10 protein-coding genes and 2 riboswitches are annotated in these 13509 nt (G+C 38.9%); all 10 genes read right to left on the bottom strand.

The window, feature by feature from the left end; translation table 11 throughout:
* Positions 1 to 358 precede the first annotated feature (358 nt).
* Positions 359 to 2422, bottom strand: coding sequence for a glucose-specific PTS transporter subunit IIBC (gene ptsG / locus V7137_RS19175; protein WP_335699559.1), 2064 nt, complete (start codon positions 2420 to 2422; stop codon positions 359 to 361).
* A gap of 187 nt (positions 2423 to 2609) precedes the next feature.
* The gene (gene glcT, locus V7137_RS19170) at positions 2610 to 3452 is read right to left on the bottom strand and encodes a glucose PTS transporter transcription antiterminator GlcT (protein ID WP_335699558.1); all 843 of its coding nucleotides are present in this window, start codon (positions 3450 to 3452) and stop codon (positions 2610 to 2612) included.
* A gap of 189 nt (positions 3453 to 3641) precedes the next feature.
* The gene (locus tag V7137_RS19165; RefSeq protein ID WP_218351208.1) at positions 3642 to 4970 is read right to left on the bottom strand and encodes an NCS2 family permease; all 1329 of its coding nucleotides are present in this window, start codon (positions 4968 to 4970) and stop codon (positions 3642 to 3644) included.
* Positions 4971 to 5072: 102 nt separating this feature from the next.
* Positions 5073 to 5174, bottom strand: a riboswitch (purine riboswitch).
* Positions 5175 to 5554: 380 nt separating this feature from the next.
* Positions 5555 to 7075 (bottom strand): glutamine-hydrolyzing GMP synthase, encoded by a 1521-nt coding sequence (gene guaA / locus V7137_RS19160; protein WP_335699560.1) that lies wholly within the window; start codon positions 7073 to 7075, stop codon positions 5555 to 5557.
* A gap of 148 nt (positions 7076 to 7223) precedes the next feature.
* A riboswitch (purine riboswitch) is annotated at positions 7224 to 7326 on the bottom strand.
* A gap of 80 nt (positions 7327 to 7406) precedes the next feature.
* Positions 7407 to 9617, bottom strand: coding sequence for a transglutaminase TgpA family protein (locus tag V7137_RS19155; RefSeq protein ID WP_335699557.1), 2211 nt, complete (start codon positions 9615 to 9617; stop codon positions 7407 to 7409).
* Positions 9614 to 10834, bottom strand: coding sequence for a DUF58 domain-containing protein (locus tag V7137_RS19150; RefSeq protein ID WP_335699556.1), 1221 nt, complete (start codon positions 10832 to 10834; stop codon positions 9614 to 9616). The genes V7137_RS19155 and V7137_RS19150 overlap by 4 nt, the downstream gene beginning before the upstream one ends.
* Complete coding sequence (locus V7137_RS19145; protein ID WP_420490152.1) at positions 10835 to 11776, bottom strand: AAA family ATPase; 942 nt, start codon at positions 11774 to 11776, stop codon at positions 10835 to 10837.
* Between the two features lie 464 nt (positions 11777 to 12240).
* Entirely contained in the window at positions 12241 to 12489 is a 249-nt protein-coding gene (locus tag V7137_RS19140) for an Imm59 family immunity protein (protein ID WP_335699554.1), read from the bottom strand.
* A 414-nt stretch (positions 12490 to 12903) separates the two neighbouring features.
* The gene (locus V7137_RS19135; RefSeq protein WP_335699553.1) at positions 12904 to 13101 is read right to left on the bottom strand and encodes a hypothetical protein; all 198 of its coding nucleotides are present in this window, start codon (positions 13099 to 13101) and stop codon (positions 12904 to 12906) included.
* Between the two features lie 74 nt (positions 13102 to 13175).
* The coding region (locus V7137_RS19130; RefSeq protein WP_335699552.1) for a hypothetical protein at positions 13176 to 13509 on the bottom strand (334 nt) is incomplete at its 5' end.

The following is a 13509-nucleotide window of genomic DNA, read 5'->3' as shown; positions in this document are numbered from 1 at the left end:
TAATTGAAGCTAAAAGTTATTGTTTGTTTGCACGATTTTGTTTGTTTAGTTTTCAAAGAACAAGTCCGTTACTTCGTTTGAAGCAACTTTATAACTATATCATTTCAGTCATTCGTTGTCAACATTTTTTTAAAATATTTTCAACATCAATAAGTTAGTAACTCGTCAATAACGACTGCTTTAATATACTACCACCTTGCCGATGTTACGTCAATTAAAATCCTAAAAAAAATTTCCTCTTCCTATTTCCTTCTATATAAATAGCTCTGTTATTGGAAAGTGTAAATTTTCGCACCCCTTTAAAGCAACCATATAAATAGAAAAGCCGGCCCCATCATCAGGGCCAGCCAATTTTCTCTTACTTTGTAATTGTAATGATTCCTTCTTGCTTCAATTCCACTTGACCTTGTTTATTGATCACAATTTTCTCACCTTCAGCTAAGTTCGTGAAGACAATTGGCGTGATTGTAGAAGTGGCATGTTCTTTAATGTAATCTAAATCAACTTTTAATAACGGCTGTCCCTGTTCAATAATGTCATTTTCAGAAACTAACGTTTCAAATCCTTGACCTTTTAGATTAACAGTGTCAATACCAACATGAATCAGGATTTCACGGCCTGTATCAGATAAGATACCAATGGCATGTTTTGTAGGGAATAGGTTTACAATTTTTCCATTAACCGGCGAAACGACTGTTCCTTCAGCTGGTACAATCGCAAAGCCATCACCCATCATTTTACCAGCAAACACCTGATCCGGCACTTCCGTAATCGGCTTAATTTCACCTTTAATCGGCGCTGCAAACACTTCATTCTCACGCGCTTTTTCAAGTGCACCAGAATTTACGTTGTTTTGCTCGGCACCTTTATCAGCTGTATCAACAGAAGCCGCACTTGGTCTCTTACCAGACATAATATCCTTCATTTGTCCCTTAATGGTTTCAGAACGAGGTCCAAAAATCGCTTGAATGTTATTACCTACTTCAAGGACACCCGCAGCACCAAGTTTTTTCAATTCGTTTTTATCCACGTTTTTAATATCATTAACCGATACACGAAGACGTGTAATACACGCATCTAAGTGAGCAATATTTCCCTTACCGCCCATAGCCTCTAAAATATTAGATGCTAAATCACCCGCACCCGCTTTTCCTGTTGGTGCTTGATCTTCTTCCTCTAGTTCACGACCTGGTGTTTTTAAATTAAACTTCCGAATCGCAAAGCGGAAACCGAAATAATAAATAACTGCAAAGACTAGACCTACTGGAATTACGATCCAAGCATTTGTTTGCGGATTGATTAATCCAAATAGAATATAGTCAATCAATCCACCTGAGAAGGTCATCCCAATTTTTACATTTAACAAGTGCATTGTCATAAACGATAATCCCGCAAAAATCGCATGGATACCAAATAATACCGGTGCAACAAATAAGAATGAGAATTCAATTGGTTCTGTAATACCTGTAAGGAAAGAAGTTAATGCTGCAGAAGCCATTAATCCACCTACAATTGCCTTCTTTTCCGGACGAGCTTCATGATAAATTGCAAGTGCAGCAGCAGGAAGTCCAAACATCATGAACGGATATTTACCTGTTGTGAAAGTACCTGCCGTTAAGTGTTGAACATTATCTTTAATTTGTTCCATAAAGATACGTTGGTCACCACGAACAAGTTCTCCTGCAGCATTTGTATAACTTCCAAATTCATACCAGAATGGCGCATAGAAAATATGATGCAATCCAAATGGAATTAACGACCGTTCAATTACTCCAAAAATAAAGGCTGCAACGGTTCTGTTTGCATCAACCATGTTGGTTGAGAATGCATTCAGACCTGATTGAATTGGCGGCCAAATAACAATCATTAACAAGCCTAAAAGAACAGTACTTGCAGCTGTCGCAATCGGTACAAATCGTTTACCAGCAAAGAAACCTAGATATGATGGTAATTCAATTTCGAAGAATTTGTTATACATATACGCAGCAATCAGACCGACGATGATACCTCCGAAAACACCCGTTTGCAGTGTCGGTATCCCTAATACAGAAGCATAACTTTGAGGATGCTTTGCAAGTGCATCTGCATCAATGCCCAAAGCAGTTCCCATTGTTGCATTCATAATTAGGAACCCTACAATCGCAGCAAGTCCAGCTACACCTTCTCCTCCAGCCAGCCCAATCGCTACCCCAACAGCAAATAACAGTGACAGGTTTCCAAAAATAACACTACCAGCTTGTTCCATAATCTTTGCAACCATAGCAATGGCACTATTGTCTAAGAATGGAGCGAGGTCAATTAATGTTGGGTTTTGAAGCGCATTACCAACTGCTAATAATATCCCAGCAGCCGGCAAAATCGCAACCGGTAACATAAGTGCTTTACCGACTTTTTGTAAAACACCAAAAGCATTTTTAAACATAAAAAAATACCTCCTAATTTTTTGTACAGCTCATAAAGCGGTTACATATTTGAGAAATACCAACAAAAAAAGGCATGAGTAAAAGTTCAATTAAATGAAGATATGGGTATAGATTACCCCATTCACTTCATTTCAATTAAACTTTTTACTCATGCCTGATCGAATCAGTAACACGTAAGAATAAGTGCTATTTATATTTTTTTTGAAGTCGCTGTAAATGCATGGTTAGATATACTGCTTCTGCATCAAAGACTTTCATTTTTAAGGATTGTTGCATCACTTTTATGAGCTTCCATGAGAGATTATAGCATATAGGATATTCATCTTTCAATAGGGAAGCAATTTTTTCTGGTTCATCTACTTTTTCACCTTTAACAACCCTATCGATAGCAAAATGAAGGTGACGAACAAGTCTCATATAATCGATTCCTTCTTTATCGATCTCGATTTCAAGTTGCTCTTCAACCATATCCACTAGTCTGCTGACAAGCTGGGAATGTTGATTTACATCTGAAAGATCCTTATTGGTTATGGCACTGTGAATGTGGAGGGCGATAAAACCAATCTCACCAGTCGGAAAGCTAATGCCAGTTTTATCCTTAATAAGCTGGACTACTTCGGCAGCCACTTCATACTCATGGCGATAAAGCGCCTTCGTTTCGACTAAAAATGGATTTTTCATTTCCATCCCTTGTGAAGCTCTCGTTAAGGCAAACATCAGATGGTCTGTTAGGGCAACATGAATATGTTCATTCAGCATCGAATTCGTACGTTGTTTAATTAAGTCAATCGACGCTATGATAACCTCTAAAAATTCATTATCAATAAAAGGCAGTAATTTAATATAATTTTGCTGTTCTTTTTCATTTTTTAAAACAAAGAGTTTTTCGACTGAATCTGTTTCGATCAAGTCTCCGTGTTTACGATTAAAACCAATCCCTTTGCCTATTAAAACAACTTCTTCATAAGAAGGGTGTTCAGCAATCAACACATTATTATTTAAAACCTTTTCAATTTTCAGTTGCGCCATACCCTTTTCCCCATTTCTCCCATTTCACCTTGATAATTAAAGGATAAAAGAGTGAAAACAGGAAGTCAACGACATTGTTCGACAACATTATGTCTAACCAAATGGTAAATTATACAATCCACCTAATTAATGAAGCAAAAGTAAGATCAAATAAAAAAGAACTGTGGAAAGCCCACAGTCCTCATTTTTTTATTTTAAGAAAATGAAATATAGAACAAAGATTACAAAGAAGAAGTACATGATTGGATGAATTTCTTTTGTTCGGCCCTTTATGATCATTGTAATAGGGTAAAAGATAAAGCCAATAGCAATACCGGTGGCAATGCTGTAAGTCAGAGGCATTGCTATCATCGTTAAGAATGCCGGAACAGCTATTTCAAAACGCTGCCAATCAATTTTTCCTAATGAAGATACCATTAACACCCCAACAATAATTAATGCAGGTGCCGTTACAGGTGCAGTAACAACTGATAATAACGGAAAGAAGAATAGCGATAAGATAAATAATCCTGCTGTTACTAAAGCCGCAAATCCTGTTCTAGCCCCAGAGGCAACCCCTGCAGATGACTCAATGTAAGAGGTTGTTGTGGATGTACCAAGTACAGCACCAACAGTTGTTGCAATTGAATCCGAAATTAACGCGCGTCCAGCTCGTGGAAGCTTATTGTCTTTCATAATTCCTGCTTGGTTTGCTACTGCAACAAGTGTTCCAGCATTGTCAAAGAAATCAACAAACAAGAAGGTAAGAATAATTCCAAGCATTGCTGTTGAATAAAATGAACTATCTCCAAATGACGAGAAGGCTGCACCAAAGGTCGGTGATAAACTTGGAACTGTATCGACTACTTTATGCGGCAAATCAATTAAGTTAAAGATCATTCCAACGATGACAGTGATGACCATTCCATAAAATACTGCTCCATTAATCCCTCTAGTCATCATAATTACAGTGATGATAATCCCAAAAATAGCAAGCAAAGTAGGTCCAGCAGTTAGATCCCCTAAACCAACAAGTGTTGCATCATTATTGACCACAATTCCAGCATTTTGCAACCCGATAAAGGTAATGAATAAGCCAATCCCCGCACCAACTGCGTGTTTTAAATCAATTGGAATCGCGTTAATAATTTTTTCACGCAGTCCAGTCAGCGTTAATAAGAAGAAAAATACACCTGAGATAAGAACGGCACCAAGGGCATGTTGCCAAGGAATCCCACTGCCTAATACAACAGTATAAGCAAAGAACGCATTCAAGCCCATTCCCGGCGCTAGTGCCAGCGGATACTTCCCGAGAAGTCCCATTACAATCGATCCTATTGCGGATGCAAGAGCTGTTGCCACAAATACTGCACCATAGTCCATTCTTAAGGCATCAGGATAATCCTTGATTGATGCTAATGATAATGTTAACGGGTTAACAACTAGTATATAAGCCATTGCTAAGAAGGTAGTTAATCCCCCAATAAACTCGCGGCGATAATTCGTACCATGTTTCTCAAACTCAAAATACTTCTGCATTTCTATTCCCCCTAAGGTCTTTTCTTTATTATGCAAAAAAGCTCCGGCATCATTCTACCGGAGCGTGACTTTAGGCATGTGCAATAAATAGAGGCTGGCCTCTATTTTAAAACACTGCCTCGTAGTCAAGCCATTTACGGTAGCTCGGTAGAAACTTTTGGGCCATATCCCCAAGATTATACGATGCAATTAATATTAATATTCTCTTAACTCGTTTTTTATTTTAGCAGGAATCCTATCTCTTGTAAATATAAAATACGAACGATATTAAAAAAAATTTTAATATCGTTCGTATATGATGAATGTATTCTTAGATAGTGGTGATTATTACGAAATTCACTCCCTTTTAGTGGGCAAGCCCGAGAGCCTCCTCGGTCGGTCTTCCATATGGGATCTCATCTGGCTCACGTACACGCATGAGTTTCGCGAATTTAGCAAAAATCAATTCAATAAAAAATCAATATTTACCATTTAAAAAGCTAAATAAATAAGAACCGGACCTATATTAGATCCAGTTCTTACCTGCCGCACAAGGCGCTTCTTTTTTTATTGTCTAGCCTCAGCGCCCAAGGGCTGAAGCTTTTTTATTCCCATTCGATTGTTGCTGGCGGCTTACTGGTGATGTCGTAAACTACCCGGTTTACATGTGCTACTTCGTTAACAATACGTGTCGAAATGAGTTCTAGGACATCCCATGGAATCCTTGCCCAATCGGACGTCATTCCGTCAATAGAGGTCACGGCACGAATACCAATTGTGTAATCGTACGTTCTTGCATCCCCCATTACTCCGACACTGCGAATGTCTGGTAACACGGTGAAGTACTGCCAAATTTCACGGTCTAGACCCGCTTTTTTAATTTCCTCGCGTAAAATCCAATCAGATTCGCGGACGATTTCCAGTTTATCATCTGAAATAGCTCCTAACACACGAATACCTAGACCTGGGCCAGGGAATGGCTGTCTCCAGACGATGTCATCTGGAATCCCAAGCTCGGTTCCAAGCGCTCGGACTTCATCCTTAAATAAGGTATTCAGCGGTTCAATCAGTTTAAACTGCATATCTTCTGGTAATCCGCCTACGTTATGATGAGACTTAATTGTTTGTGCCGTTGCTGTTCCACTTTCAATAATATCGGTATAAAGCGTGCCTTGGGCTAAAAACTCAATCCCTTCGAGTTTTGTCGCTTCATCATCAAATACATAAATAAACTCATTGCCAATGATTTTACGTTTCTTCTCTGGATCAGAAACACCTTCCAACTTCGATAAGAAACGTTCTTTGGCATCGACTTTGATGACATTCATGTGGAAGCCTTCAGAAAAAGTCTTCATCACGCTCTCAGCTTCATTTTTCCGAAGCAGACCATGGTCGACAAAAATACAGGTAAGCTGGTCGCCAATCGCCTTATGAATAAGCACGGCAACAACAGAAGAGTCCACCCCGCCACTTAAGGCACAAAGGACTTTTTTGTCGCCAACCGTTTCACGAATCTTTGCCATTTCCATTTCAATAAAGTTGCCCATTGACCAATCGCCGGTGCATTCACACACATTAAAGACGAAATTTCTTAACAGTTCATTCCCATAAACCGAATGACGTACTTCTGGATGAAACTGAACAGCATACAGCTTTTGCTCCTCATTACTCATCGCTGAAATCGGGCAGGTTGGGTTTGTGCCATCCACGGTAAAACCTGAAGGTGCTTCCACAACAAGGTCACCATGGCTCATCCACACAGTCTGTTCAGTTGGCTGGCCGCTAAATAACGCTGATGGATGCTGCACTGTCATGGTTGCTTTTCCATATTCACGTTGGTTCGCTTTTTCAACCTTTCCATTAAAATGAACAGTCATTAATTGCATTCCGTAGCAAATTCCTAGGATCGGCAGACCCATTTCAAAAATGGCCTCATCACAGCGGAAGGAATTTTCATCGTACACACTATTTGGCCCGCCGGAGAAGATAATCCCTTTTGGGTTTAATTTACGAATTTCTTCTGCTGTAATCGTATGCGGATGTAGCTCACTATAAACCCCAAATTCACGGATCCTACGGGTAATTAACTGGTTATATTGACTCCCAAAATCTAATACAATAATCATCTCGTGCTTGCTTGGCAAAGCATCCACCTCAATCTTCTCAAGTTATAGTTATTATTAACCTTTCCATTAAAGGTTATAAAAAAAACTAGAATTCTCCCTTCCATAAAACACCAGGAAGGCAGAATTCTAGTTTTCTCGCAAAAAGACCACAGAAAAATCCCGCCTTCATAGTCAGATCATTATACGGTGACCCGGTAGAGACTCTCGAACCATATTATCGAGGATATATGAAGAAGACGTACTATATTTTGAAAAGCACGAGCATCCTTTCCATCGGGTGCTCGTGCTTACATGAATTAGTACATATTGTAACAATAGGTCGTTTTTCTGGTCAAGTAATTGTTTTTTTGATTAAATTTTCCCATAATTCATGCGATTCTTTCCAAGTTCCCTTTGGCAGGTGTTGATGATACAAATAATTTTCATAAATCGCAGTCAATCGAGTCATCTCTCTCGTTGAAAAGAATGAATCAATGTAGCGGGCATAGTTTCGTAATGTTTGGTTTTCTTTCCGCTTCAACCCATAGCGATCAAACTGTTCCAATAAGGCTAAGTAGGCTGCACCGAAATTTTCGTCCTTTTTCTTAAATCGGTATAACATTAACAAACAGTATGGGACCCACTTGCCGCGAATACGATAAAGAATGCCGGCCACTCCACTTAAAAGTAGGAACAAGAAAATCATTCGCTTCCAATTGTTTTTGAAAAACAATTTGGTTTCCGCCCAGATTCTTTTCACATCAAACCATTTATTCGAATCATTTGTTGGATTGGTATCCTTAATCTCTTCTTGCTGAGGCTTTTTCACCGGTGGTGTGCTGGTCGATTGATTATTGGATGATGTCCCCCCTGCTTCATAATTAATAATAATTTCATTTGAAAAACCTTTCGTTGGCTCAAATGGTACCCAGCCTTGGTTTGGGAAATAGACCTCAACCCAGGAGTGGGCATTATTATTCGTTACCTGATAAATCTGTGTCCCTGAATCCTCATCACTATATTGAAGAAAGTCCCCGCCTGTGAACCCTTTTACCCAACGTGCTGGAATCCCTAGCGTTCGCAGCATAACGGCCATCGAAGAGGAGAAATTATCACAATATCCCCTTTTTGTCTCAAACAAAAACTGATCAACATAATCATCGTTGGTGTCAGGTACCGCGACATTTTTCTGATCATAGGAGAACTCAGATCTTCCGAAATAGTTTTCTATCGCTTTTGCCTTATCATACCAATTGGTTTCTGTGGCAGTAATCTCTTCTGCTAATGCTTTCACTCGCGGCGGCAGCTCTTCTGGCAGAAGGGTATATCTTTGATAAAATTCTTGGTTGATGCTTGTTGGGTTGAAACTTGTTGTCTGAATTAAGTCCCTAGCCTTGTATTTTGGTCTTTCAAATTCAACCGTAAAGACCCGAGGTACGGCTGGTTCATTATTATCACCAAAAAGGCTGATTCTTTCATTGGTGGTATCGATTTCAAATCGACTGCCATCCGGGAGCATCTTTAAAACTTTGTTAATTCCGGCTGGATACATAAGATAGTTGAAATGATATGCCGGGTTTGTGACGACCCGTGCCGATTCTTTAATTGTTTCTACTGTTCCAGGCAGTGAAAAGACAGGGACAAGGTCTTCCTGACGAAATGTTATTGGCGTCGTTCCAGAAGTGAGCCAGCCTTTTCCTGTATACCTATCTTTTGTCTCCATCTTCCAATAATTCTTTCCATTCCCTCCATATTGAAAGACGGGGTTATTATCCCCTATAAATGGACCGCCCAATTCAGCATCGTTTGTTCCATACCCTATTCGATGAACCCCGCTTGCCTTACGTTCTGGAACTTTGTCGTTAGCAGCCGTTAAATATGGAACAGGATCCGGCCAAAATGGTGCGGCTTTTGGTGCAGCGATACCAACTAAAACACTTAACGAAATCATAACTACGAGCGGCACCATCCACCTTCGCAGGTAGGTCGATTCGGTGCTGACATTTTCCTTTTGAATGATGCGGTAAAAGGTCAGCATTCCCATCACCGCAAAACCAGCCACCACCGTTCTGACAATCGCGGCTTTGGCAACATAAGGTGTAAAAGTATCTAAAACCGTTATATAGACTAGTGTCATAAAGAAAAAAATAAAGATCTGCTTTCGATTTAAGATCCAGTAATTTATTAAGTACACCATTAGCCAAAGCAGGATAAAAAATAACAATGTCCTGAACTCGTTCGATAATCCATTCCAGTTCCTTGCTGCGAGCAATCCAAAGTTATCAGCTATATCTCTAAAGAAGTCCTTGACCCATGTTGAATCAAAGAGCCCTTCTTCATAGTGAAGCCGGTTAATGGCATAGAAAATAAAGAAAGTCTTTATACTATATTTCCAAAACCATTTAAAATGTAAGAAAGATAAAGCAAACGAGATCACCAAAAAGATAATAAATATCTCAATATGCTCTGTTTCTGTTAATTGTTCAATGGGCCGCAGCCATTCCCATAATAGAAAAAAACTAAATGTATATAACAAAAATGATGAAAAATCTCTTTTAATCATCGGAAGTTCACCCCCGAAAAGGCAGCCATGTGTTCGCCTTCCTGAACCCATACCACCCGGACTCCGCGGCCATTAGCGATTGCCATCAATGACCTCTCATCATCTGTCGGAGCTTCTTTCTCCCCTTTAATCAGAAAAAGCGTAATCGTTCCACCTTTTCTCTGGCCAAGAAAGCTCGCTTTTTCAATTAGGGGTTTAGTAATCTGGGCTGTGACAAGCATAAACGAAACCGCTTGTTGGATGAGCAGACCGTCTGTATCCAACACCTTTTCAAAAGGGATGATGCACTTCGCCTCTAATTTGGCCAAATGATAAAAAAGCTGCTGGAGGTGCTGTTCCCCACCGCGAATCGGAAAGGAGGCACGTTCGGTGCTAATCGTTAACAGACCTGTCTGGGCTCCTTTTTTCAAAATAGCCCGTACTAATGAGGCTGTGAACGAAACAACGGGCTCAAACTGCTTATTCGGTATGCAGTCCATGATCACAAAAACATCATGTGATTGCCGCTGCTCAAATTCCTTCGTCATCAGCACATTTCGTTTGGCGGAAGCTTTCCAGTTGATCCACGAGAAGCGATCACCCGGCTGGTAATCCCTTACCCCAGTCGCCATCGATGTATCACGCTGGACACGTTCCCTGGAAGCCGTTAAACCTGAATCATAATGATTTTCAAACGATCGATATAATAGCTCTGTATACGCAGGATAGACAATGATTTTGCCCTCTTTAACAACCTTCTTTTCCTTCTCAAATAAACCGAGTGGATCGCCGATTCTTAGCGTAAAGGATTCAAAAAAATGTTCCCCGCGCGGTAGTTCATCAATGATATATTCATAAGAAAATTCCTTCCTTAAGCCTGGAAGAAGCAAGGCCTTCGGTTTCTTTTGCTGGGGAGCAAATTTCAAGGAATCATCTAACTGGTCCTCAATTAGTAAATAAAAGAGCGGAAAAGTGTTTGCCCTTTTTACATAAACCATCACCTTTAATGGCTCTCCGGCATTATAGTCGGCTTTTGGCAATACTCGTGTCACCTCAAGCTCATTTAAAGAGTAGAACGATAGGGCGACACAATAAATCGCAAAGGGTAAAAAGCTGTATAATAAAAACCAGCTAACAAAGCCCCCTTGGAACATCGCATAAGAAAACGTTAATAAAATCAAAAAAAGCAACAGGATAAACTTCCAGACTTTTTTCAATATCGGCCAAAATTTTTCCATTTATTTCACTAACCTTTGGACCGGAACCGGGACTCTGGCAACCACCTGGTTCACTAATTCTTCAGCGGAAATCCCTTCGAATTTTGCTTCTGACTTTAAAATAATCCTGTGGGATAAGACAAATCGAGCTAAATACTGGATGTCATCCGGCAGAACATAATCGCGGCCATACATATAGGCATAAGCCTGTGCAGCTTTCATCAAGGAAATGGAACCCCTAGGACTTGCCCCAAGGTAGACACTGCCGTGGCCCCTTGTACGGTTAACGATATCGACAATATAGCGCTTCATCGTGTCATCAACAAACACATCTTTGATTTCTTTCTGCAAATCGAGAAGACCTTCCAGGTCAATGGCTGGAGTTAGCTCTTCAATCGGCGGCACCTTTTGTGCGCGATTCAACACTTCGATTTCCTCTTGTAAGTCCGGATAACCCATTCTCATTTTTAATAAAAAACGGTCCAACTGTGCCTCGGGAAGCGGATAGGTTCCTTCATATTCGATTGGGTTTTGCGTCGCCATAACAAAGAATGGCTGATTCAGTTGATGGGTTACCCCATCAATCGTAACACTTGCTTCCTCCATCCCTTCTAATAGCGCAGACTGCGTCTTTGGGGATGTCCGGTTAATCTCATCAGCGAGAATAATGTTCCCCATTAACGGACCGGGACGAAATTGAAATTCCATTTCTTTTGGATTATATATAGAGACTCCGGTAACATCGGATGGCAGCAGATCCGGAGTGAATTGAATCCTACGGAAATTAGCATTAACTGACTTGGCCAAGGCACGGACCATCATCGTTTTCCCGACACCTGGTACGTCTTCCAAAAGTACGTGGCCGCCAGCTAATAGGGCAACCAAGCTAAGTTCAGCTACGTCCCTTTTACCAATCATAACCTTTTCAATGTTTACTAGTATTTTTTCAATTGTGGGGTTCATGTGTTCAAGAGACAAGGTGACTCCTCCTCAGATGGATTATACCCATTTATGGCATTATATGTATGTATTCTATGTATTCCTAAAAAACTCCTTTATCGTATGACACACAATATACAAATCTAGGTAAATATTATTCGGAATTAGATTGAGTAAGGTTTCAACTTTAAGGAATGGCTGATATTTTAGATTAATGGCCGATTTTCAACCACGAATGGCAGAAAATACATTTTGTGGAAACCGCACGCATAAATAAAGCCTGCTTCCATAAAAAGAGCAGACTCTTAATTTATAAATCTTCTGGATAGATTGCTGTTTTTTCTTCCATGAAACATCCATACTTAATGCTTTTTGAATCCACTACTGTTCTTTTGATACACTTCCAAACTCATGGTATCTTTATCAACTATGCTAAATCCCAGTTATTCAATTTCAGAAATAATACGTGCTTATTAGGGATAATAAATTTACTGAAATAATATTTTTTCAGTTCTCAATCTTTTAATAAAATTGTCAAGCGCATCACTTTCATCATCAAATACTTTTATGGAGCCTTGTACAACACTAGCTCTCTCATCAGTTACATATACTTCCCAATGGTTATTATTACTGATTCTTATCCCTACTTCATTTTCTTTTAACGGATGTGCATTATACCAATTAAAACGTTGTAGCCCTTCATTTTTTATAATTTTCTTTGCTTTTTCATTCGTCATATTAAATCCTCCTTAGGATAACTTTAAGTTTAGTAAAATTATAGTTATAATTTTCATCCCCTGTACATACCACCACTGGGGATGGATCTATTTCTGATAAATATTCCGTACTATATCCGTCGGACCGACACTATCTCTAAAAATTCGATCATATTAATATTTCTATCTATTTGACTAGCCCACCTGGTAATTATTTATCTGCATTCACATCGGTTATCTACTTTAGGAAATAGATAAGGACTCAAAGCTCACTACTCTTTGAATCCTTGTTTATATCTAAATGATATTTTACTTCTATATACAACCACATAATTTATAAATCTTCTGGATTAATAGCTGTTTTTTCTTCCATGAGTTTTACCTTACTTTTAGGCACCCATCCAAGCCAAGTATCACGATCTACTCTTGGTAGATTTAAATCATTTCCTTTAAGTAGAGAGCCTGTTTTACGGATGCCAAGATAGTATTATTTATTCCTTTAACAATATTATGTCCAAAATACCAGCTAATTTCATTCTGATCCCAATTTAATTTATCTACCATTCTATTCATCCCTAAACTATTAGGAAAAACCTTGGTATCAGGGAATATAAAAATGGATTCAAAGCTCATTTGACTTTGAATCCTTTATTAACGACCCATATTTCCTGATTATATTTATTAATGCTATACAGCTCAGTTTAATTTTAAAATATGAGTGGCTTTCTGACTTCAAATAACTGTACATCTTCTTTTGGCACCCATTTTTCATAATAATATTTATCAGTTCTATCTAAACCTAAGGTTTTAGCTATTGAAGAATCGGAAGTACCAACCAGATATTGATTTTCATTTTCCTTATGCACATTTATCTCTACATTCTTATATTTTCCATACGTTTTAACATTAAAAGCATTCTTAAGATCTTTTACATTAATAATCTTAAAAAAGATATTAGGAAAATTATCCTCACTAAATCCTTCTTTAATAGATTGAGGATCATTTGTTACTAAATTAAAAGTGTCATCACCATTATCGTAT

Source organism: Neobacillus drentensis (assembly GCF_036962765.1).
In the GTDB taxonomy this organism is placed as follows: Bacteria; Bacillota; Bacilli; order Bacillales; family Cytobacillaceae; genus Neobacillus; species Neobacillus drentensis_C.
This window is presented reverse-complemented; position numbering and strand designations above follow the sequence as displayed.